21 protein-coding genes are annotated in these 24,210 nt (G+C 32.6%); 2 read left to right on the top strand and 19 right to left on the bottom strand.

Annotated elements, in window-relative coordinates; genetic code table 11:
- Window positions 1-197: 197 nt before the first annotated feature.
- The 5 genes from hisC to ACHRVX_RS05335 form a co-directional block, all read right to left on the bottom strand.
- Window positions 198-1,244, bottom strand: coding sequence for a histidinol-phosphate transaminase (gene hisC / locus ACHRVX_RS05355; protein ID WP_395329972.1), 1,047 nt, complete (start codon window positions 1,242-1,244; stop codon window positions 198-200).
- A 146-nt stretch (window positions 1,245-1,390) separates the two neighbouring features.
- Complete coding sequence (hisD, locus tag ACHRVX_RS05350) at window positions 1,391-2,683, bottom strand: histidinol dehydrogenase (RefSeq protein WP_395329970.1); 1,293 nt, start codon at window positions 2,681-2,683, stop codon at window positions 1,391-1,393.
- Between the two features lie 103 nt (window positions 2,684-2,786).
- Complete coding sequence (hisG, locus tag ACHRVX_RS05345; RefSeq protein ID WP_395329968.1) at window positions 2,787-3,644, bottom strand: ATP phosphoribosyltransferase; 858 nt, start codon at window positions 3,642-3,644, stop codon at window positions 2,787-2,789.
- 309 nt (window positions 3,645-3,953) lie between these two features.
- On the bottom strand, window positions 3,954-5,354 hold the full coding sequence (locus ACHRVX_RS05340; RefSeq protein WP_395329966.1) for an ATP-binding protein: 1,401 nt from the start codon (window positions 5,352-5,354) through the stop codon (window positions 3,954-3,956).
- Entirely contained in the window at window positions 5,355-6,020 is a 666-nt protein-coding gene (locus ACHRVX_RS05335; RefSeq protein WP_395329964.1) for a response regulator transcription factor, read from the bottom strand.
- 196 nt (window positions 6,021-6,216) lie between these two features.
- On the opposite strand from ACHRVX_RS05335, the gene ACHRVX_RS05330 reads away from it, so the two are divergent.
- The gene (locus ACHRVX_RS05330; RefSeq protein WP_395329962.1) at window positions 6,217-8,307 is read left to right on the top strand and encodes an LTA synthase family protein; all 2,091 of its coding nucleotides are present in this window, start codon (window positions 6,217-6,219) and stop codon (window positions 8,305-8,307) included.
- Window positions 8,308-8,677: 370 nt separating this feature from the next.
- Here ACHRVX_RS05330 and ACHRVX_RS05325 read toward each other — a convergent pair whose 3' ends face one another.
- A complete protein-coding gene (locus ACHRVX_RS05325) occupies window positions 8,678-9,676 on the bottom strand; it encodes a zinc dependent phospholipase C family protein (RefSeq protein ID WP_395329960.1) in 999 nt (332 codons plus the stop codon).
- A gap of 331 nt (window positions 9,677-10,007) precedes the next feature.
- Window positions 10,008-10,424, bottom strand: coding sequence for a helix-turn-helix domain-containing protein (locus ACHRVX_RS05320; RefSeq protein ID WP_395329958.1), 417 nt, complete (start codon window positions 10,422-10,424; stop codon window positions 10,008-10,010).
- A 211-nt stretch (window positions 10,425-10,635) separates the two neighbouring features.
- Between ACHRVX_RS05320 and ACHRVX_RS05315 the strand changes: the two genes are divergently transcribed.
- Entirely contained in the window at window positions 10,636-11,592 is a 957-nt protein-coding gene (locus tag ACHRVX_RS05315; RefSeq protein ID WP_395329956.1) for a hypothetical protein, read from the top strand.
- A 15-nt stretch (window positions 11,593-11,607) separates the two neighbouring features.
- On the opposite strand, the gene ACHRVX_RS05310 is transcribed toward ACHRVX_RS05315, so the two are convergent.
- The 12 genes from ACHRVX_RS05310 to lpxD form a co-directional block, all read right to left on the bottom strand.
- Entirely contained in the window at window positions 11,608-12,573 is a 966-nt protein-coding gene (locus ACHRVX_RS05310; protein ID WP_395329954.1) for a YeiH family protein, read from the bottom strand.
- Between the two features lie 73 nt (window positions 12,574-12,646).
- A complete protein-coding gene (locus tag ACHRVX_RS05305) occupies window positions 12,647-13,543 on the bottom strand; it encodes a LysR family transcriptional regulator (protein WP_395329952.1) in 897 nt (298 codons plus the stop codon).
- A gap of 457 nt (window positions 13,544-14,000) precedes the next feature.
- The gene (locus tag ACHRVX_RS05300) at window positions 14,001-16,028 is read right to left on the bottom strand and encodes a hypothetical protein (RefSeq protein WP_395329950.1); all 2,028 of its coding nucleotides are present in this window, start codon (window positions 16,026-16,028) and stop codon (window positions 14,001-14,003) included.
- 121 nt (window positions 16,029-16,149) lie between these two features.
- Window positions 16,150-16,896 carry a 3-oxoacyl-[acyl-carrier-protein] reductase gene (fabG, locus tag ACHRVX_RS05295; protein WP_395329948.1) on the bottom strand — a complete coding sequence of 249 codons (747 nt, stop codon included), beginning with the start codon at window positions 16,894-16,896 and terminating at the stop codon, window positions 16,150-16,152.
- Between the two features lie 438 nt (window positions 16,897-17,334).
- Window positions 17,335-17,760 (bottom strand): hypothetical protein, encoded by a 426-nt coding sequence (locus ACHRVX_RS05290; protein WP_395329946.1) that lies wholly within the window; start codon window positions 17,758-17,760, stop codon window positions 17,335-17,337.
- A gap of 139 nt (window positions 17,761-17,899) precedes the next feature.
- Complete coding sequence (gene sucD, locus ACHRVX_RS05285) at window positions 17,900-18,772, bottom strand: succinate--CoA ligase subunit alpha (RefSeq protein ID WP_056253252.1); 873 nt, start codon at window positions 18,770-18,772, stop codon at window positions 17,900-17,902.
- Between the two features lie 85 nt (window positions 18,773-18,857).
- Entirely contained in the window at window positions 18,858-19,220 is a 363-nt protein-coding gene (locus ACHRVX_RS05280; protein WP_029270182.1) for a nuclear transport factor 2 family protein, read from the bottom strand.
- Window position 19,221: 1 nt separating this feature from the next.
- Entirely contained in the window at window positions 19,222-20,151 is a 930-nt protein-coding gene (locus ACHRVX_RS05275; protein ID WP_395329943.1) for a UDP-3-O-(3-hydroxymyristoyl)glucosamine N-acyltransferase, read from the bottom strand.
- A 98-nt stretch (window positions 20,152-20,249) separates the two neighbouring features.
- Window positions 20,250-20,816, bottom strand: coding sequence for an elongation factor P (gene efp / locus ACHRVX_RS05270; RefSeq protein ID WP_395329941.1), 567 nt, complete (start codon window positions 20,814-20,816; stop codon window positions 20,250-20,252).
- A 93-nt stretch (window positions 20,817-20,909) separates the two neighbouring features.
- A complete protein-coding gene (lpxA, locus tag ACHRVX_RS05265; protein WP_065450097.1) occupies window positions 20,910-21,695 on the bottom strand; it encodes an acyl-ACP--UDP-N-acetylglucosamine O-acyltransferase in 786 nt (261 codons plus the stop codon).
- 74 nt (window positions 21,696-21,769) lie between these two features.
- Window positions 21,770-23,158 carry a bifunctional UDP-3-O-[3-hydroxymyristoyl] N-acetylglucosamine deacetylase/3-hydroxyacyl-ACP dehydratase gene (locus ACHRVX_RS05260; RefSeq protein WP_395329938.1) on the bottom strand — a complete coding sequence of 463 codons (1,389 nt, stop codon included), beginning with the start codon at window positions 23,156-23,158 and terminating at the stop codon, window positions 21,770-21,772.
- Window positions 23,151-24,194 (bottom strand): UDP-3-O-(3-hydroxymyristoyl)glucosamine N-acyltransferase, encoded by a 1,044-nt coding sequence (gene lpxD / locus ACHRVX_RS05255; RefSeq protein WP_395329936.1) that lies wholly within the window; start codon window positions 24,192-24,194, stop codon window positions 23,151-23,153. The genes ACHRVX_RS05260 and lpxD overlap by 8 nt, the downstream gene beginning before the upstream one ends.
- Window positions 24,195-24,210 lie beyond the last annotated feature (16 nt).

The raw sequence follows: 24,210 nt of genomic DNA, 5'->3' as shown, positions 1-24,210 counted from the left end.
GTTTTCAAGATATTTTTTATTCTGCTATCAATTTCACCCAGATTTTAAAAAGATTTAAGAAGATGCACACAAATTATTTTTTAATTAAAAATTAAATCTGCTTTAATCTGCAAAATCTGCATGAAAGAATCTTTCTAATCCTTCAAATTCGTGAAAAAATAATCCGTTTAATTTGTAAAATCTGTGGGTCAATTCTTTTAGCTCAACAATTTCAATTCCTTAATTAAAATGGCATTTTCCTCTGGAATTCCAATCGTAAAACGCAGGCAATTTTCGCATAAAGGCTGGGTTGTTCTGTTACGAATTACGATTCCTTTTGCAATTAACTGATCGTATCTTTTATTGGCATCATCTACTTTTACCAACACAAAATTAGCTTCTGTAGGATAAACTTTTTCTACAAAATCAACCTCCAGTAACACTTTAAGTAATTCCTCTCTTTGTTCAATAATAGAACCTATTTCCTGCTTTATTTTATCCGAATCATTCAAACGTAATATTGCTCTTTGTTGGGTTAATTCGTTTACATTATACGGAGGTTTTATTTTGTTTAAAACAGAAATTACAGCTTCAGAACCATAACATATTCCTAAGCGAATTCCCGCTAAACCATATGCTTTTGAAAGAGTTTGTGTAATCACTAAATTTGGATAGGTATCAATTTCTGTCAACCAGCTTTCTTTGTCTGAAAAGTCGATATAAGCTTCATCAATTACAACCAATCCTTTAAAGTTCTGAAGTAATTTTACCACACTTTCATCCGAAAAAGAATTTCCGGTTGGATTATTTGGCGAACATAAAAAGATGATTTTTGTATTGTCGTCAACAGCGTCTAAAATCTTTTCTACTTGCGGTTGAAAATCGGTTGAAAGTAAAACTTCTCTGTTTTCTACTGCGTTAATATTTGCCAGAACACTATACATTCCGTACGTTGGCGGCAACGAAATAATATTATCGATTTTTGGTTCGCAAAAAGCCCTGAAAAGTAAATCCAAAACTTCATCACTTCCGTTTCCTAATAAAATCTGACTTGATTTTACGCTATTATTCTTCGCCAAAATCGCTTTAACCGAATTCTGTTGCGGATCAGGGTAACGATTCACACCATTTTGAAACGGATTTTCATTGGCATCCAAAAAAATCATATCGGCAGTATCAAAATCTTCAAACTCATCCCGCGCCGACGAATAGGGTTTTAATATTTTTACGTTTTCTCTTGTTATCGTATTTATATCGAATTCCATTATTTTATTTTTTTTATGAGATGAAAGATGCAAGATGCAAGATTGTAGACTTACCTACATTTCTTAAATCCTAAATCTTGCATCTTGTTTCTTGCATCTTGTTTCTTCTTGCTTCTTGCTTCTTGCTTCTTGCTTCTTTCTTGCTCTTACAATCTTTCTTCTAAACTCCTCAATCTCAAAGTTACAGCATTTTTATGCGCTTGTAAACCTTCGGCTTCTGCCATAATTTCAATTGCTTTTCCTATGTTTTGAATTCCTATTTCGGTTATTTTCTGGAACGTCATTGATTTCATAAAACTATCCAGATTTACACCGCTGTAATTCTTTGCATATCCGTTTGTTGGCAATGTATGATTGGTTCCTGAAGCGTAGTCTCCTGCACTTTCCGGAGTATAATTCCCAATAAAAACCGAACCTGCATTTACAATTCCGTTGCAATAAAAATTATCATATTCAGAACAAATTATAAAGTGTTCCGGTCCATATTCGTTGATTAAATCTAAAGCAATCTGATCATTTTCGACATAAATTAATTTTGAATTTTCGATTGCTTTTTTTGCAATTTCTTTTCGTGGAAGTACTTCAACCTGAATCTGAATTTCTTTTTCTACTTCGTCAATTAGTTTTTTTGAAGTCGAAACTAAAATCACCTGACTATCCGTTCCGTGTTCTGCCTGAGACAATAAATCTGAGGCTACAAATGCCGGAACCGCTGTGTCATCTGCCACAACAAGCAATTCCGAAGGTCCTGCCGGCATATCAATCGCTACTCCAAATTGTGTTGCCAATTGTTTTGCTACGGTTACAAACTGGTTTCCCGGTCCGAAAATTTTATACACTTTTGGTATTGATTTTGTCCCAAACGTCATTCCGGCGATTGCCTGGATTCCGCCTACTTTTAAGATTTTTGTTACTCCGCATAAATTTGCAGCGTACAAAATAGCAGGATTTATTTTTCCTGTTTTATCCGGTGGTGAACATAATACGATTTCTTTACAACCCGCAATTTCTGCTGGAACTGCCAACATTAAAACGGTTGAAAATAAAGGCGCGGTTCCACCTGGAATATACAAACCAATCTTCTGAATTGGTCTTTTTTCCTGCCAGCAATTTACGCCTTCGATAGTTTCAATTGAAATTTTATCGGTTTTTTGAGCGGTGTGAAATTTTAAAATATTAGCTTTTGCTAATTGAATCGCTTCTTTTAATTCGGCAGAAATTGAATTTACAGCTTCCTGAATTTCTTCCGGCGAAACTTCGTAATTCTCTAGGGCAATTCCATCAAAGATTGAAGTGTATTTTGCAACGGCTTCATCTCCTTTTTTCTGTACTTCTTTAAAAATTTCTTTTACCGTAACTTCGATATCATCGATAGTTTTGGTTGGTCTTTTTAATATTTCTGACCAGGTATCTGGTTTTGGATTGTCTATTTTGTTCATTATTTTTTTGCTTTATGCTATAAGCTGTAGGCTTTAAGCTTTTTAACTTTGTGTTTTTTTGGCGTAAAGCTTAAAGCCTATTGCCTAAAGCGCGCAAAGCGCATTAAAGTACCATTTTCTCAATTGGGCAAACTAAAATTCCTTCGGCTCCGGCGTCTTTTAATTTGTCAATGACGTCCCAAAAAGTATCTTTATCAATTACCGAATGTACGCTGCTCCATCCTTCCTGAGCCAATGGTAAAACAGTTAAACTTCTTAAAACGGGAAGAATTTTTCCAATTTCGTCGATTTTATCGTTTGGAACGTTCATCAAAATATATTTTGAATTTCTTGCTCTTAAAACTGCCTGAATTCTAAATTTTAAAGTATCGATATGTTTCTGAATTTCCGGTGAAACTTTTGGTGAAACGGCTAAAACTGCTTCACTTTTCAGGATTACTTCTACTTCACGTAAGTTATTTTTGAATAACGTACTTCCGCTTGAAACGATATCTACAATTGCATCGGCAAGACCTATATTTGGAGCGATTTCTACAGAACCTGAAATTTGGTGAATATCCACTTTTAATCCAAAAGAATTGAAATATTCTGTTACTGTATTGGGGTAAGAAGTTGCGATTCGTAATCCTGCCAGATCCTGAATAGAATTGTATTCGAAGGTTTTAGGAACGGCAACGGAAACTTTGCATTTTGAAAATCCAAGCTTTTGAATTACTTCAATATGTTTTCCTTTTTCTACTAAAAGATTATCTCCTACTATTGCCAGATCTACAACTCCGTCAATTAAATATTGAGGAATATCTGAATTTCTAAGGTATAAAACTTCTAAAGGAAAATTCGAAGCTTCGGCTTTTAACTGATCGTTTCCGTTGTTGATCGAAATACCGCAATCTCTTAGAATTTGAATGCTGTCTTCGTTTAAACGACCTGATTTTTGAATTGCAATTTTTAACGTACTCATTTTTCTTGTTTTTGTTGGATTAATAATCTGAGTACAAAGAATAGGAATTAAAAAACCCGTTTGATGTACTCAAACGGGTTTTAAAATATGATGATTTACATGCATACCATTAACACATCGCCTGAGAGCAATTATGAAAATGATGATGATGTAATTGAATAGAAATCATGACTGGGTTTGTTTTATAATTCTTTGATTCGTTTGCAAATATACTAGTTAATTTCATAAAAAAACAATTTTTAATTTAACTTAACGGTAGTTTATTGTTAAAAAAAAGCTGACAAGCTTTTCTAATTCATTCTTTTGCATTTACGATAACGTTTGCATTTTTTCGTTAAAACTTAAAACCACCGTAGTTCCCACGCCTATTTCGCTTTCGATTTTGAAGTTAATATGAAGCAATTCTGTAATTCTTTTCACAATAGACAATCCTAATCCAGTTCCTTTAATTTCAGGATGATCTGTTGAATTTGATCTGAAAAACGGATTAGAAATCGACTCTAAATCCTGCTTTGCAATTCCAATTCCGTTGTCAGAAATTTTACAGAGAATGATTTCATTTTGTCGGTAAAGTAAAACATTTACTTCTCCATCCTTATTAGAATATTTAATTGCGTTAGAAATAATATTTCTAAGAATTGTAACTACTAAAAAATTATCTGATTCAATGTAATAATCTTCCTGTGCATCGAAGTTAATCCTGATATTTTGATTGCTTATTTTTTCTGACTTCAATGTCAGAACATCGAGAATTAATGAATTCAAATGAACTGATTCTGTATTAATAGTCTTTTTTTGATTTTCAAATCTAGCCATTAAAAGCAGCTGATCCACTAATGTATTTAAACGATCTACCTCATTGATACAATAATTTATTTTTTCTTCATATTCCTTATTGTCACGAGGTTTACGAATTAAAACTTCAAGAGTTCCTTTAATAACCGTTAATGGTGTCCTTAATTCATGTGAAGCATCAGATGTAAATTGCTTTTCACGTTCTATGGCGTCTTCAATACGGTTCAGTAAATTATTGATGGTTTTAGAAAGTGTGTATAATTCGTCTTTTGTTTTGGGGAGCGTAATACGTGTTTTTAGATTGTCTTTCGTAATTATTTTCGAAGTATTGATGATAGCATTTATTGGTTTTATACTTCTTCCGGCAAAAAAACGCGCTATAAAAAACAACAATAATAAAATCCCTAAAAAAGACAAACACATGATATCAAACAAATTATCTAAAACCATTGTAGAATCTGCTAATGACATTGCTACAATAACATATCCTATTTTCTTGTTTTTTATTTGAAGTGGAACCTGAATTTGCCTGATGGCGTGATCGCCCATTTTTGTATCAAATAACTCAAAATCCTTTACAGAATCATTAAATTCAAGAGTTTCCTTTTTAAGATTTGGCGCTTTTTCTATGATGTTTTTATTGACATCGAGAAACTCTACAAAAACAGGATTTACGTCTACGGTATTGTGCTCACGTTCTTTCCATTCTTCCTCATCAATAAGAATCACCTTACCTCCAACTTCCTTAATTTCTTCAAGATGATTGTTAACTTCGACATTTATATTTTCATCTATATGACTGTAAACGGTATGTTTTACAATAGAATAAATAACCGAAAAAACAACCACTATCATCAAACCGGTTGTAATGATATAATTTAATGCAATTCTGTTTTTAAAGGAAAGCTGTGCCATTTATAAATCGTTAGCGATATAACCAATACCGCGAATTGTTTTAATATAATCTTCTTCTATTTTTAAATTGAGTTTTTTTCTGATTGCGTTCATAAAAACATCAATTACGCCTGTATCATATTCAAAATTTATTTCCCAAACATCTTTTAAGATCTGATTTCGGGTACATACTGTTCCTTTATTTTTAATCAAATACGTCAGCAATTCAAATTCACGCTGCGTAAGGGATACTTCATCTTCGTTTTTAAAAACAACATGTTTAGACAAATCAATTTTTATGGTTCCCAAAGTCAGTAATTCTGACCCTTTTTGACTTCTAAAATGAATCTTTATTCTTTCAACCAATTCCTCGAAACTAAAAGGCTTTTTGATATAATCATTGGCTCCGGCTTTTAAACCTTCAATAGTTTCCTGAACGGTATCTTTTGCAGTCAAAAAAATAATTGGAGTTGACTTATCCTTCACCCTAATAGCTTTACATAAGTCTAATCCGTTGATTTTTGGAAGCATCCAATCTAATAAAATCAAATCAAATTTTTGATTCTGAATCAATTCAAAACCTTTTGAGCCATCACTTGCTGTCGTAATTTGATATCCTTCTTCCTGCAGACCTTGTTGCAAAAACTGAACAATACCTAATTCATCTTCAACTATTAATATGTGCATTTATTTGTTTGTTAAGATTAAGTATTTTTTTATGATTCAAAGATAAATATTTTATGACTTTGAAAATGCTTAAAATCACGATAATAACGCAAACAACTTTATCTTAAGTAAACATTAAGTTAACCGTAAGCAAGGTAAAAGCGTAACTTCATCTGGAACTAATGAATCAGAATTAATTTTGTAAAAAATTAATTTCATGACATTTTACAAGAAGTTTTCTCCGTTTTACAATCTTGCATTATTCTATTTTATCGTAAGCTTTATTTTACGAATTGTTTTATTTTTTCATCCCATAACTCAAAGTTCGTTTACAATAATTGAGAGTTTGAAAATCTTTAGTTTAGGACTTATTTCAGATTTTTTTGTTTTTGTAATTGCCAGTTTATTTTTATGGTTGTATCTCATTTTTATCTCCAATTGTAAATACAATAAACCTTACGGTTATATTATTTTGGGCTTTTTTATTGCCTTGTTTGTATATGTGGCTTCCGGGAAAAGTATTCTCGATGAATATGGCGGTGCTTTACCCAGAATTGTCTTGATGTTTATTGGAATCAAAACGGCTCTTTTTGCGCTTTTGCTTTTTATTCCAAAATTAAGAGACAAAATCAGATATTGGTTGTTTGCTTTTGTGCTGTTTTTGTACGTTTTGTTGATTTTACAAAACGGATTGAGTGAATACTTTTTCTGGAATGAATTTGGTGTTAAATACAATTTTATTGCGGTTAATTATTTGATTTATACCAATGAAGTTATCGGAAACATTATGCAGTCTTATCCTGTAATCCCGATATTTTCTGCGTTGTTTTTAGTAACGGGAACTGTTACTTATTTTATTCTGAAAAAATCTAAAAATTATATTAGTGAGATTCCTAATTTAAGCGAAAAACTAAAGATGAGCTGTATTTATCTGGGCTTGTTTTTAATTTCTTTGATTGCGATTCCAACTCTGGCAAAAACAGAAAATTCTAAAAATGTTTTCGTGAACGAATTACAAGCTAATGGTTTGTATAAGTTCTATCTTGCTTTTCAAAATAACAAACTTGACTATTTTAAGTTTTACAAAACAATTTCAAACGAGAAAGCTTTTGCAATTTTAAAACAACAATTTCCTGCTATTTCAGGAGAAAATACAATTAGAAAAATAACAAGCGATTCTGTTGAAAATCATAAAAATGTCGTTTTGATTACTATCGAAAGTTATAGTGCCGAGTTCATGAAAACGTACGGAAACGAGCAAAATATTACGCCTTTCTTAGATAGTTTAAAGCAGAAAAGTTTAGAATTTACTAATCTTTATGCTGCGGGAAACAGAACGGTTCGCGGTCTTGAAGCAGTGACTTTATGTTTACCGCCAACTGCAGGTGAAAGTGTTTTAAAAAGGGAAGACAATAAAAATAAATTTTCGACGGGAGCGCTTTTTAAACAACGAGGTTATAATGTAAAATTCATGTATGGCGGTGATGCGTTTTTTGATAATATGCAGGATTTCTATTCCGGAAATGGATATGATATTGTAGATAAATCCAGTTTTTCTCCTGACGAAATTACGTTTTCGAATGTTTGGGGAGTTTGTGATGAAGATATGTATAACAAGGCGATTAAGGTTATGAATGCCGAAGCGAAGGAAAATAAACCTTTCTTTAATCATATTATGACGGTGAGTAATCACAGGCCTTTTACCTACCCGAATAATAAAATTGATATTCCGGGTGATATTAAATCTCGTGACGGTGGCGTAAAATATACGGACTATGCGTTGAGAAAATTCTTTGCAATGGTTAGTACACAATCTTGGTTTAAAAATACTGTTTTTGTGATTGTAGCAGATCATTGTGCTTCGAGCGCGGGGAAAACGCAACTTCCGTTAGATAAGTACAGAATTCCGGCTTTTATTTATGATCCTACAGGAAAACCTGCAAAATACAATCAGTTGATGTCGCAGATTGATTTGATGCCAACGCTTTTTGGATTATTGCATTTTAGCTATGAAAGTAAGTTTTTTGGTCAGGATGTTTTGAAACCCGATTACAAACCAAGGGCTTTTATTGCCACCTATCAGGATCTGGGTTTGATAAAAGATAATGTTCTGACGGTTTTATCACCTAAACAACAAGTGAAACAGTTTGATTTACAAATTAATCCTAAACCCGGAATTGCTCCGGAATATCAAATTTATTATAATGAAAAGTGTTTAAAAACGAAAAGAACTGATTTGATAAATGAAACGATTTCTTTTTATCAAACGGCTTCGGATATGTTGAAACATAAGAAATATCAAAAGTAAAATTAAATTCCAAATTTTTAAATTCCAAATTCCAAAATTATGAGTGCGCAGGTTTTGTGGATGTTGGAGAAAATGGCACACGGATGACACTGATTTGAACTGGTTTGACGCGGATTTTTATTTTTTATTGTCTTGTCTTGCTCCTTGTCTATTGTCTCTTTTCTATTTTCTATTGTCTTGCTTCTTGTCTCTTTCTATTATTCTGAATATTTAAATCCACATAGTTTTAATCAAAAATAAAAGCCTCAAATTCATTAAAATTTGAGGCTTTTATTGTTTTTGTCCGTAAACTGAGACTGAAACTGTTACAAGTCTGTAAACTGAGACTGAAAACTGTTATAAGTCTGTAAACTGAGACTGAAAACTGTCACTAGTCATTCTGATTTCTGATTCCGAAAAGATCTCCTTGTTGAAACAACTTTTGATCATCTTTTAAGGCCTGGTAGTTTCTTTGTGTAACTGCCGGTGCATCAAGACTGCTTAAATCTGGTTTTCCTGCATTTACCCATGCAGTATACCAGAAACTTGCTGTTGCTGTAATGGCTTTTCGCATTTGGCTTTCAACCATTCCGTTTAATTGTTCGTGCAGTTTCTTTGCATATTCATCAGAAAAAACAGCTGTATTGTATTTGCTTTTCAATACTTTACCGTCGGCGTCCATTTTAAAAACCTGATTTTCCGGAGTTGCCGTTCTTAGTTTTTTATCAATGTCTAATAATGGCTGAGCAAAACTATGTGTATCGTTGATCATCTTCCAGATTTCTTTATGAACATCTTCATAATAAACTGCCTGAGGAACATTTAATTTGTAGTTTTTAGCAAATAACTCAGGAAGTTTGCTTTCCCAAAGTGAATGAATTCCTTTTTGATCGCTTAATTGTCCATCATGATTCGCAGAAGTATGCAAAGGCATGTGCGCATCACCAACATAATGACCTAAATCTGCAGCAAGAAACAAGATTTCGGCTCTGTTTTTATCTTTAAATGCTTTTGTTAGTTTTGCCATCATATCTTCAATATACCAAGGTAAAATACCATTGTCATTCAAGAATTTAGCGTCGTATTTTTTCTTTGCTGCTTCCATAGAGGTTGGAATACTGTCTACAGCTCCAAAATTTTCCATGTCAAAATAATGTCTTGGGTTTTCGTCTTTATAGTTTAAAGCATATTTACGAATGTCCGGAACTGATGCTTCTTGTGTGATAAAATCAATGTGATTGTAAAAAAACACTTGTATTGATTGAGGTAAAGCCATAACTGCCGCTTTGTTGATGCGTTCGTGACCCACGATTCCCCAGGATAGTGTCAAAAATCCAATAGCTAATACGAATAAGGCGATTAGTTTTGGCTTCATTTTAAAGTTTTTCATTTTTGTAATTTGTTTTGAACTTGCAAATTTATTTTTTTTAAATATAATTCAAAACAATACCCGAAAAGATTATGTTAATTTAATTTTTAAATATGAAAAAACTTCTTTTTTGAGATATTTTCAGTCATCGATTATTTAAAAATCAAAATACATGAATGAAAATAGCTTCAATTATAATTATTGCGAATAATATTAAGTTCGAAAATAAAGCTTGTTTTCTTCCTTTATTCAAATTTGATAAAGGCTAATTTAAATGTGTGCAAAAAAAATTCAATCATTTAAAAGCAAAAAGAAACTCCATTACAAATGAAGTTTTAGATGAATTAGAATATTATTTTACATTTAATACCTTTTCTAAATATTCGTTTTTATCTTTTTCTGCCTGAACTAAACGTTCGTAAAGTTTTTTATTTTCATCATAAGCCTCAATTAATTTGTCTAAGGGATTAAAAGTGAAATTAATTCCATTTCCATAGGCGTTTTGACTGCCACTACTATCGTAGTAGTTATTGAAAAAACTAAAGATTGATTCTTCCGAAAAATTTTCAATTGCTTCTACCGAAACTCCCAGAACTTTTGCAATTTCTACAAGTTTTTTACTATCAACTTCCTCGCTCGTTTCAATACTGGAAATAGTTTGCTGACTTACGCCAATAGCTTCTGCCAGTGTTTCCTGTTTCATATTACGAAGTTCTCTCAGTCGGCCAATATTTCTGCCAATGTGTTTTGGTTTTGTTGCTGTGCTCATAATTCAAAGATATTTAAAATTTCTATATACTTATTCGTTTTGGTAAAAAACAGCAAAATTTAGTATTATACTTACAGAAGTAGTTTAAAAAATCTACGTTTTTAAAAGTGAAATAATCAATTAATTAAAAGCTTTGAAAAACACGCTATTATTATAAGTTTACTTTAGAAAAGTATGTAAATTTGAATCTTAAAATTATTCTTCCCATCTAATGAACTGGACTACTTCCTTTATTTTCTTCTTTTTAGTAATTTCAAATTGTGTAGCGCAAGATGATATTATCCAACTAAAAAATGTTAACGATACTATTTTAAATACCAAAAGGACTTTAAAAGTATCTGATCCTTTTGATGCTGTAAAAACAATGCAGAAATTATTTCCGGGTAAATTATATAAATTAGATGATCGAAATACTTTTATAAGCTGGAATTGCAAAAAATGTAAATCAACTCCATACAATGACGTAAATGGTGTTGAGGGAGATCAGGATTTTCCGTATGAAAGAGGTGTTGCTACAAGAGTTCTTGATAATATTGGGTACACAGATTCAAAAGGAAATCAGTTTAAATTATTACTGTTCAATCATTCTGTTTACGATGAAGACGGATTGCAAACCGGAAGATTTTCCGGCGGTCTTGTTGGTGTAGCCAAGTTTGCAAAAAATGATAAAGTCTGGGAAATGAGATCTTTTCAGCCTGCAATTGCGGCTTTTGGCTCTTTTGCTCAGGCCCCTTCTCCAAAATTAATTGAAATTGGCGAGGATCAATATGCGTTTACCTTTATACATGCAAATGGTGGCGCCGGTGCTCCTTATAACGCTTATCTTTATTTAATTGTAGGTTTTGATGGAAAATACCAGCCTTTGATGGAAGTTGGTGATTATAGCCTTTCAAATAACGGACCTAACACAGAATGGACAAGTTCGTATGAAGTGGTGAATGATGGTAAGAAAAAGTTTTTTAGGGATTTTGCTATTAAAACAACAGGATTATATCGCAAACCAAAAGGTACCGAAGAGGATTATGAAGTAGATTTACCAAAAGAAATAAGCGAAATGGCGAAGACCAAAAAGCAATTTAATTTTGTTATTGAAAAACGATTTTCATTCAGCGGAAAATGGTATAAGATTGTTGGTAAGCCTGTTGTGAAATTTTCGAATGTAAAATAATCGCTGCGTTCCTTTTTAATTAATATATACAATTGAAGCCAAACCTAAACAAGCAATAAATATCCAAAGTAACACGCCTTGCAATAAAGGCTTTACTCCCACTGATTTTAAAGTGCTTATATTTAAAGTTGCACCTATTAAAAACAACGTGATTGTTAAACCAATTTTAGCAACACTAACTAAATACGGTGCAACAATTCCAGTTGCAGGAACATACGAATTTAAAAGCATAGCCAGAATAAACAAACCTATAAAATAAGGAATCTTGATTTTTTGGGATTTATTTTTGAAAATTACTGCTGTTAAAAGTGAAATTGGAATAATCCATAATGCCCTGGCTAATTTTACGGTTGTAGCGATTTGCAAAGCTTCGGCTCCGTATTTATTTGCTGCACCAACTACGGAACTTGTGTCGTGAATAGCGATTGCGCACCACAAACCAAATTCTTTTTGAGATAAATCAAGCTGATGTCCAATCAACGGAAAAACAAATAATGCGATCGAATTCAGGATAAAAATTACTCCTAATGCGATTGACGTCTGATTTTCGGTTGATTTAATTACGGGAGAAATTGCTGCAATGGCACTTCCGCCACAAATGGCAGTTCCGCATGAAATTAAATGTGATGTTTTTTTATCGGTTTTTAACCATTTTCCTAAAAATGTTCCTAAGATTAAAGTGCTGAAAATCGAGAATATCGTTAGTAAAAAACCCTCTTTTCCTGCTGAAATTGCAGCTGTAGCATTCATCCCAAAGCCCAAACCAATAACTGAAAATTGTAACAAATAAGTTATCGCGATTGCATTAAACTCAACAAACGGATTCCCAAATACATTTACTATTACCACGCCCAATAATAAAGCGATTGGCGGAGAAATGATCGAAAATAGACACAAGGCAACTATGAATGCAAATATTGCTTGCTGCGCATAAAGATGAATATGGAGTAATTGTGCCGATGTTTGTTGTTGCGTTTTCAAAATAAGGAATTTGATATTTCCTGACAAAGATCTGCTGTTTATACGATAATCACCAATTGTAAATTACAATCGACTATAACTTTAAGTTATAATAAGAAGAAATATTTTGAATAAAAAGTTCTGATAGCGAATCTGATTTTCCTAATAAAGTGATGATATAAAAGTATCTTTCGATCGATAAATTGGCTACATCTAAAACTATCAATTCGTTATTTCTAAGCTCTTTATCTACTGCGTGTATTGACATAAAAGCAAAACAATCTGAATTTAATAAATATGATTTTATACTTTCTGTAGATCCTAACTGCATTTCGATTTGTAAATCGGATATTTTTACATCTACCTGCTTTAAAGCAAATTCTATAACTTCAAGTGTTCCTGATCCGCGTTCACGGGTTATGAATTTCATTGATTTTAAATCTTCTAATGAGATTTCGTTTTGTTTTAGTAAAGGATTTTTGGTATTGCAAACCAAAACCAATTCGTCTTTTAAAAACGGAATGTATTTGATTGATTGATTTTTAGATTGTCCTTCAACAATTCCTATTTCAATTTCTTTATTGATTAAAGCATTTTCGATTTGTTCTGTATTTCCGTTGAGCAAATTGACTTTGATTTCTTTTTGCTTTTGATGAAAACGTGCCAAAACAGGAGAAATAATATATTGCGAAATGGTCGTGCTTGCTCCTAACCTCAATAAACCCTGACGTTCGTTGATAAATGAACTCATATCAAAGTCAATTTCACGATAAATCTCAAAAATATTTTTGGTGTGTTTTAACAGAATTTCACCTGCAGTAGTTAAGGCAATTTTAGAACCGTTGCGTTCAAAAAGTTTGGTTTTATAAGTTTCTTCAAGTTCCTGGATATGTTTAGAAACCGCTGGCTGTGAGATATACAATTCCGTTGCCGCCTTAGTAAAGTTTAAGCGGAGTGCAACGGTGTAAAATACTTTTAGCCTGAAATCCATTTTTTATTATTTTGAAGAAACACTAATCTTACGAATTTAATATTATTGGATTAAGTGTAGTCCCTACGGGACAAATTTATTTTATTGCCTATTATTTATTCTACCAACATTTATTCTACCAACATTTAACTCCTAAAGGAGTAATCCTTATAATATCAATATGGCACTTAAAAATATATATCGTAGTCGACTACGTCATGTGATTTCCCCTCCGTCGAAATGACACAATATTGTACTTAAACTTTGCGTCTTAGCGCCTTTTCGAGATTAATTTTATTTTCTATAAAAGCTTAACATAATTCATTGCTCGTAGCGACTACACATTACGATTACACAAGGTCTATCTTTACCATTATTGCAATTCAGTAAAATTAATTCGTGCTAATTCGTGAAATTCGCGGCAAAAATCTACAACAAAACCTTTACAACTTTGTACCTCTGAACCTTTGCCCCTTTTTTAAAGTAATCCATTATATTTCCTTACAAACCATTCTGTAGTCAATAAAACGGCAATTAAAATCAATAACCAAATCCAGTCAATTAATGGAGTTTTAGTAGAAACATTTTTCTCGATCGATTTGTATTCCTTATTTTCTAAAAGTTCGTGAATCAAATCATCTGCCTGATTTTCGAAAAACGCTTTTCCGTTTGTTTGCAAAGCCAATTGTTTTAGTTTTAAAACGTCGGGATTTACGAATTGTTTTTCGATATCAAAATCCAAAATTTCAAAATGACTTGAATAGGATGTATTTGTATTTAATTCTTTTACAACAAAATTGTATTTCCCTGTTGATAATCCGTCCAGATTTACTGAGAATGAATTATTCCCTTTTAATAAATCGTAGTTTTTTGCTTGTTTGGTTTCCGCATTTGTAACCGTAATTGTAAGTCTTGCTTTTTCGTCGAACTCATAATTTTTATTGAAGTATTGTGCGTTGATTACAATTGCTTCACCTGAATTATAAAAGCTTTCGTGGGTTACAACCAGAGATTTCTTTGAAGTTGTCGATGCCAGATACTGAATAATCTTATCAATAAAAACATCATACTTTTCAAAGGATTGATTGTCGATATGACTTTGTAAACGCCATTTCCAGCTGTTTTCTCCCAATAAAAAAGCAGTTCGTTTTCCTTGATTTTCGGCGAAAGCCAATAACGGAGCGTTTGTAGATACATTTCTGATTTTTGAAGAAAGCAAAACCGAAACATTCGGGTTTGCCGTAATTGTCCCGAATAAATTCTGCAATGGCGGGAAATTTTCGAAACCTATATTATCGATTGCAAATAAATTAAACTGAGATTGAAACTCTGTTAAATAATCTTCCCTTTGATTACTCATATTAAAAACCAGACTCTTTTGCTGTTGGTTTAAAAAATTGAAGTCCGTGCTGGCTCCGGTAATTATAAAGGTATTTGTTGCCGCTAATTTATTATTATCAAAAATAGCTTTAAAAGCTGAGTTTGGCTGATATAAAACCAGAACCGAAACTTCTTGTAACTGATTAATATCATTTGGTTTGACCAAAATCACTTTACGCTGCGCATTAATTTCAATAGAACGTTTTAATGCTGCAATATCGGGATGATTTATAGACGAAACGATTGCAATAGTTGACTTTTGATCGATGATTTCTACTGCAAAATTCTTGATATTATTGTAGCTGTTTTTCTCTTTTGAACCGGACGAAATACTAGCTTTAAAAACTTGTAATCCTACTTTATCAGCGGGTAAAAGTAAGTTTAATGTGGCTGTTTTTTTAGATACTGAAAAAGAAACTTTCTCTTTTGCAACAACGGTATTTCCTTGTGTAATGGTAAAATCGGCATTTGCATTTTTATTTCCTGAATATTGAAGAAAAACTTCTACGGGAAATTTATTTTTATGAAATGCGTATTTGTTTACGTTAAGCTGATTGATTTTAAAATCAAGAAATGTAGTTGTATCTCCCACAACTAAAGGATAAACTTTATTAACAGGATCAAAACGATATACATAATCGTTTCCTGTAGTTTGATTTCCATCGGTTATAATAACAGTTGGGAAAATCAGGTTTTTATTGATGCTTTTTAGATTCTTTGCAACTTCGTCAAGATTGGTTTGCTTTCCTTTAAAATCAAATTTGTCCGATGGTTTAAAATCAGCATCAAACTGATACGATTGAATTTCGAATTTCTCTTTAAGTGCAGGATTCGAGATTAATTTCTCGTATAATTCTGCTGCTTTTTTATCTGATTTTAAAGCGGCAATCGAGCTTGAATTATCAACGGCAATTGCCAAAGGAGTTTTCGTAATTTCCAGCGTATTTTTTGTCATTATTGGGTTTATCAATAAAACCAATAATCCAAAAATGGCGAGAAAACGTAAAAAAGCCAAAAACCAAATCACATTGGATTTGTTTTTGGCTTTAAAAAAGTATTGAAAATACGACAAACCACCCGCTATTACTAATGAAAGTAATAATAATAGAATCGTGTTTGTAGTCATATTTAGATAGTTTTCAGTGACAGTTTTCAGCAATCAGTGCAAACTGATTCACTAAAACTTATATTTTAAGAAATAGTTTTTAGTAGTCAGTGTAAACTGAAAACCGTAAACAGAGACTTTTTTAGGTTAACATTCCTCCACAAACATTAATTACTTGTCCTGTAACATACGCACTCATGTCTGAAGCAAGGAAAAGACAAGCGTTTGCAACATCTTCTACAGTTCCGCCACGTTTTAACGGAATCCCGTCTCTCCAGCCTTTTACTACATCTTCTGGCAATTTTGCAGTCATTTCGGTTTCAATAAATCCCGGAGCAATTGCATTACAACGAATATTACGGGAACCTAACTCTAATGCTACAGATTTTGTAAATCCTATAGCACCTGCTTTTGAAGCTGCATAATTTGTTTGTCCTGCATTTCCTGATACTCCAACTACAGAACTAATATTAACGATAGAACCTGAACGTTGTTTTAAAAATGTCTTTTGAATTGCTTTTGTCATATTAAATACTGACTTCAGATTTACATCAATAACCTGATCGAAATCAGCCTCAGACATACGCATTAACAAGTTATCTTTAGTAATTCCGGCGTTGTTAATTAAAATATCAACTGTTCCAAAATCAGCCAAAACAGCTTCAACAAAAGTTTGCGCTTCATTAAAATCCGCCGCATTCGATTGGTATCCTTTTGCTTTAATTCCTAAACCGTTCAATTCAGCTTCTAATGCCTGAGCTGATTCTACAGATGAGCTATATGTAAAAGCCACATTTGCACCGTGTTTAGCAAAAACTTCAGCAATTCCTTTTCCAATTCCACGACTAGCGCCCGTAATAATGGCAACTTTTCCTTCTAGTAATTTCATATTCAAAATTAATTTTAATATTTATTTGTAGCTAATCCTGCTATCCGCTATATCTTTTTCTGTTTAAAAAACCAGAAAAAGGATGTCGCTTCTATCAGGGCTATGAATGACTTGTCAAATATATGATAATTCCCTTTTTAAAAAAATAACTATTGCAATAACCTTTCAACATTAGCGAAAACTTAGAGAGCAAAAGATTTAAAATCAAAAAAAGCAACTCAAAGTAAGCTGCTCTTTCTTCAAAATAAAAATTAAACCTATTTTTATCAATTAATATTTAAACAAATTCACCACTGATACTTTCCTATTGAGTAGTAAATTAAATTTAAATCAAGTAAGTATTAAGTATTAACGTATCAGAATTAAAAATTGACGAAATATAAAAAGCCCTGCTAATAAATAGCAAGGCTTTTGATAATTTTTATTCTGAAAAAGCTTTTAGAAAGCTACATTCCATCTTGGTAATTTTGCATTTGCATCCAGGAAGTTCTGTAAAACCTGTCCTTCAACTGCAGTTGGAATTGCTTTTACATCTGCGTTAAAAGTTTCGTACCAAACTACTTCAAGAGCATCAATACTTTCTAATTTCATTTGTGCCGGCCAGGAATATTTTCTTCCGGTTTTTGCAAATTGGTGTCCGTTTACGATTTTGTCGTATAAACCGCCATTTTTGCTTTTTAAGGTTCCGTCATTTTGAACAGTTCCTGTAGAACCAACCATGATTAGTTCTTTTGCATCACCTTCAACAGCATAAACTACAAATACACCTGCTCCTTCAGAAGCATTACAAGCTTGTTCTAAACTATCTTCAATTGTAAAAGTAAAACTATTGCTTACTTTAAATTTCTCTAATTCTTTGTACATATTTTTCTTTTTTAAGCTTCTAAGCCACTAAGACTCAAAGTTACTAAGCATCTTGAATGAGTTAGTATTTTAAAATGGAAAAAAGTCTCAACAAAATTGAGACTTTTTTGGAATTTATTATTTTAAAGATTGGAATTAATTATCCAAGTATTTCTTTTACTTTTTTACCAATTTCAGCTGGTGAATCAACAACGTGAATTCCGTTGTCTCTCATAATTTGTTTTTTAGCAGCAGCTGTATCATCAGAACCACCAACAATAGCACCTGCGTGACCCATTGTTCTACCAGCAGGAGCAGTTTCTCCAGCGATAAAACCAACAACTGGTTTACGGTTACCATCAGCTCTAACCCATTTAGCAGCATCTGCTTCTAATTGACCTCCAATTTCACCAATCATGATGATAATTTCAGTTTCCGGATCGTTCATTAATAATTCAACAGCTTCTTTAGTTGTAGTTCCAATAATTGGATCTCCACCAATACCAATAGCTGTAGTAATTCCTAAACCTTGTTTTACAACCTGGTCAGCAGCTTCGTAAGTTAAAGTTCCTGATTTAGAAACGATACCAACTGTTCCTTTTTTGAAAACGAAACCTGGCATAATACCAACTTTAGCTTCACCCGGAGTAATAACACCAGGACAGTTTGGCCCGATTAATCTAGAATTTCTTTCTTTAACATAATTATTTGCTTTAATCATATCTGCTACAGGAATTCCTTCTGTAATAGCAATAATTACTTTGATTCCAGCATCAGCAGCTTCCATAATTGCATCAGCAGCAAAAGCTGGTGGTACAAAAATGATAGATGTATCAGCTCCAGCTTGATCTACAGCATCTTTTACTGTATTAAAAACCGGACGATCTAAATGGCTAGTTCCACCTTTTCCAGGAGTAACACCACCAACAACATTAGTACCGTACTCAATCATTTGAGAAGCGTGGAAAGTTCCTTCACTTCCTGTAAATCCTTGAACAATTATTTTGGAATCTTTATTAACTAAAACACTCATGATATATATTTTATGTAGTTTTTAAAATTGTGATGCAAAAGTAAGGTTTTGTAACGTATTTTAACCTTTTTTGTCTTTAAAAAAATTAAGAAAATTGACTCATCTGATAACCTCGATATAATTTATCATCTTTTATTTGCCAAATTGTAGCAAAATGTGCCAATAACATCTCTTCCCTTGGATTTTCAATCGTTTTCACAAAATGTGAATAGCGTATTGAAACTAAGTCATCTTCTGCAATAATGTGGCTAATTCTTACTTTTGAACGCACATAGGCGCGACTAAGCTCATTTGCCATATCCAGCATCGAATTATAATCCATCTCGATCAGTCCTTTGGTACTATTCCAATCTAACTTAACATCAGGATGCAAATAAGTTTTCATTATTTCGCTATCAATTAAGGCATCTGACTTGTAAAATTTTTGAACAAATTCTTTAATAGACATATTACTTCAATTTATTTAAAATTTCAGGAATCTTTTTGATATTGGCTAATTGTTTTAACTTTTCTCTTGATTCTTCGATTGGAGTTCCAAAATAAGATTTTCCTCCTTCAACCGATTTAGTAACGCCGGTTTGTCCTAAAATAACTGCCTTCGCTCCTATTGTAATTCCGCTGGTTGTACCAACTTGTCCCCAAATGGTTACTTCGTCTTCAATAATTACACAACCTGCAATACCGGTTTGTGAAGCAATTAGACATTTTTTCCCAATTACGGTATCATGTCCTACATGCACCTGATTGTCGATTTTTGTTCCTTCTCCAATAGTTGTATCGCCTGTAACACCTTTATCGATTGTACAAAGCGCACCAATACCAACATTGTCTTCAATAACAACTCTACCTCCTGAAATGAGCTGATCGAAACCACTCTCACGCTTTTTATAATAAAAAGCATCTGCTCCTAAAATAGTTCCGGCATGAATCATTACATTATCACCAATTACAGTATTGTCATATATGGTAACATTAGGATGTATAAGGCAATTTTTACCAATTGTGACATTGTTGCCAATAAAGCAATTAGGCTGAATTACAGTTCCTTCACCAATAGTTGCAGAAAGAGATATATTTACAGTTGTTGCCTGAAAAGGTCTGAAATGTTTGGTCAGCGTATTAAAATCTCTAAAAGGATCATCAGAAATTAAAAGAGCCTTACCTTCCGGGCAATCTACTTTTTTATTAATTAAAACAATAGTAGCAGCCGATTGTAAAGCTTTATCATAATATTTGGGATGATCCACAAACACAATATCCCCGGATTCCACCACATGTATTTCGTTCATGCCTGAAACCGGAAAGTTTGGGTCACCTATAAATTCGCATTCAAGCAAATTTGCAATTTCTTGTAAAGAATGAATCTTTGGAAATTTCATATTTTATAATTAGTTTTTAGTCTCAGTTTTCAGTCTCAGTTTTCAATCTATATCAACTAAACGGATAACTGCGACTGAAAACTGAAAACTAATAAAAACTACTCTTTTACGCGCTCCATGTAATTTCCTGAAGCGGTATCAATTTTAATTTTATCACCTTCGTTGATGAATAAAGGAACGTTTACAGAAGCTCCAGTTTCTACCGTAGCAGATTTTGTAGCATTTGTAGCTGTATTTCCCTTTACTCCCGGTTCAGCATAAGTAACTTCAAGAACTACTGATGATGGCATGTCTACAGATAAAGGTAAATCAGTTTCAGTATTAACCTGAACCATTACACTTGTTCCTTCTTTCAATAATCCCGGAGCATCTAAAATATTTTTATTTAAAGAAATTTGCTCAAAAGATTCTGTGTTCATAAAATGAAATTCATCTCCTTCAGCATATAAAAACTGGTAATTATGCGTCTCAACACGCACATCATCTATTTTATGACCTGCAGAAAATGTATTGTCTAATACTCTTCCTGTAGTTAAACTTCTTAATTTTGTTCTTACGAAAGCTGGACCTTTTCCTGGTTTTACGTGAAGAAATTCAACGATTTTATAAATATCGTGATTGAATTTAATACACAATCCGTTTCTAATATCTGATGTAGATGCCATTTTGTTTTTGTTTTATTTAATATTTTGTTGAATCATTAAATCGTTTATCTGTTTTCGATTTAACGATTCACAAATAAACGATTTAACTTTTATCTAATAATTTCCTGAATAACCTTTCATGATTCCTCTTGATGAATTTCTGATAAAATCTAAAATTTCATCTCTCTCAGGAGTAGCTTCCATTTCGGCTTCAATAATACTTAAAGCTTGTGTTGTATTGTAATTTTTTTGGTATAAAATTCTGTAAATTTCCTGAATCTCTCTGATTTTTTCAGTCGTGAAACCTCTTCTTCTTAAACCAACTGAATTAATACCTACGTATGATAACGGCTCTTTTGCAGCTTTTGTATATGGCGGAACATCTTTTCTAACCAATGATCCACCAGAAATCATAGCATGATCTCCAATATGAATAAATTGATGAATAGCTGCTAAACCACCAATAACTGCATGATTACCAACTACAACGTGACCTGCTAAGGCAACACCATTTACAATAATAGCATTATTACCAATCTCGCAATCGTGTGCAATGTGAGCATAAGCCATAACTAAACAGTTATTCCCTAAAATTGTTTGTCCTGAAGCAACTGTACCTCTGTTAATGGTTACACATTCTCTAATAGTACAATTATCTCCTATAATAGCTAAAGAATCTTCTCCTCCAAATTTCAAATCCTGTGGCACCGCAGAAATTACTGCTCCTGGAAAAATATTACAATTTTTACCAATTCGAGCACCTTCCATGATCGTTACATTTGAACCAATCCAAGTACCGTCACCAATAATAACATTATTGTGAATTGTTGTAAAAGGCTCAATTACAACGTTTTTAGCGATTTTAGCGCCGGGATGAACATATGCTAATGGTTGATTCATCTGTGAGTTTTATATTTTATAATTAAAATAATCTAATTTGGGCAACAAACCTAAACAATAAAATTGATAAATTATTATTGTTTTCTTGCAATTTGAGCCATTAATTCTGCCTCTGTTACCAATTTTCCATTTGCGTATGCATTTGCCTGCATGTGACAAATTCCTCTTCTGATAGGAGAAATCAATTCGCATTTAAAAATTAAGGTATCACCAGGCAATACTTTATGCTTGAATTTAACATTGTCAATTTTCATGAAATATGTCAAATAATTTTCAGGATCAGGAACTGTACTTAATACCAAAATTCCACCTGTTTGCGCCATAGCTTCAACAATTAAAACACCTGGCATAACCGGAGCTTCAGGAAAATGTCCTACGAAGAAATTTTCATTCATCGTTACATTTTTCATTCCCACAACATGACTATCTGACATTTCAATGATTCTGTCAATCAACAAAAACGGAGGTCTGTGTGGCAAAACTGCCATAATTTTATGAATATCCATCAATGGTTCCAAATTTAGGTCGTAAACCGGAACATGATTTCTTTGTTCAATTTTTATAATTTTTGCTAATTTTTTAGCAAACTGAGTATTTACATAGTGTCCCGGTTTGTTAGCAATAATTTTTCCCTGAATTCTAACTCCAATCAAAGATAAATCTCCAACAACATCAAGCAATTTATGTCTTGCAGCTTCGTTAGGATAATGAAGGGTAAGATTATCTAAAACACCATTTGGTTTTACCGAAATTTTGTCTTTTCCAAAGGCTTTCTTTAAATTTTCCATTGTAGTTTCAGATATTTCTTTATCTACATACACAATAGCGTTATTTAAATCCCCACCTTTAATTAATCCGTTTTCTAAAAGCGATTCTAATTCATGTAAAAAACTAAAAGTTCTTGAATTAGCAATTTCGTCTTTAAAATCGGCTATGCTTTTCATGGTTGCATTTTGAGTACCTAAAACTTTAGTACCAAAATCAACCATTGCAGTTACCTGATAATCATCGCTTGGCATCACTAAAATCTCACTTCCTGTAGTTTCATCTGTAAACGAAATAACTTCTTTTACTACATAAACATTACGTTTAGCCTCTTGTTGCTCGATTCCTGCATTTTCAATCGCTTCAACAAAATATTTTGATGAACCATCCATGATAGGAAGTTCAGAAGCATTTAATTCTATAATAACGTTATCCAAATCACAACCAACCAATGCAGCTAAAACGTGTTCCGGAGTTTGAATTTTTACACCTAATTTTTCTAAGTTAGTACCTCTTTGTGTATTAACAACATAATTAGCGTCAGCCTCAATGACTGGTTGACCTTGTAAATCAACTCTTACAAAAGTGAAACCATTATTTATTGGAGCTGGTTTAAAAGTCATTGTAACTTCTTTTCCAGTGTGTAATCCAACGCCTGTTAGTGAAATTTCATTCTTGATGGTCTTCTGTTTAACCATTATTTCCATTTTTTGGGTTTATTATTTGTTTTTTTAATTCTTCAACTTCGGCAACAATTTTAGATAAATTCCTGAAATGAACATATGATTTATTAAAATCACTATATCCAAGTGATGGTGAACCTTGTAAAATTTCATCATCTTTAATGTTTCTTGCCACTCCTGACTGAGCCTGCAATCTCACATTATTACCTATTGTTAAGTGGCCTGCGATACCTACTTGCCCACCAATCATACAGTTTTCGCCAATTTTTGTAGAACCTGCAACACCGGATTGCGCTGCAATTACAGTGTTTTTACCAATTTCTACATTGTGGGCAATCTGAATTTGATTGTCTAATTTAACTCCATTTCTAATTATCGTAGAACCCAGAGTTGCTCTGTCAATCGTAGTATTGGCACCAATATCTACATTATCTTCTATAATAACATTCCCTATTTGAGGAATTTTACTATAAACTCCTTCTTCATTTGGTACAAAACCAAAACCATCTGCGCCAATAATACTTCCGGAATGGATCGTACAATTGCTGCCAATTATAGTTTCAGAATAAATTTTGGCGCCTGCAAAAATATATACATTATCCCCAATAACAACATTATCGCCAATAAAACTGTTTGGATAAATTTTTACATTATCGCCTAAAACCACATTTTGTCCTATATAACTAAAGCTTCCCAGATATAAATTCTCTCCATATTTGGTTCCTTCAGATATAAATGATTGCGCTTCTATTCCGTTTTTATTCAGTTTAACCTCATTGTAAAATTGCAAAAGCTTTGAAAATGACGCGTAAGCGTCTTCTACTTTTATCAAAGTGGTAGTAATTTCCTGTTCCGGTACAAAGCTATCATTAACAATGGTTACTGATGCTTTTGTAGTATATATGTAGTTGATATATTTGGGATTAGCCAAAAAAGTAAGCGATCCTTCCTCGCCTTCTTCTATTTTAGACAGTCGAGAAACTTCTGCATTGGGATTCCCAACAACTTCTCCTTCTAAAATTCCCGCTATTTGTTCTGCTGTAAATTTCATTGCGACAAAAATATAA

The organism is Flavobacterium sp. FlaQc-47 (assembly GCF_044006475.1).
Taxonomy (GTDB): Bacteria; Bacteroidota; Bacteroidia; order Flavobacteriales; family Flavobacteriaceae; genus Flavobacterium.
The sequence above is the reverse complement of the archived record's forward strand: the minus strand, read 5'-3'. Positions and strand labels throughout refer to the sequence as shown.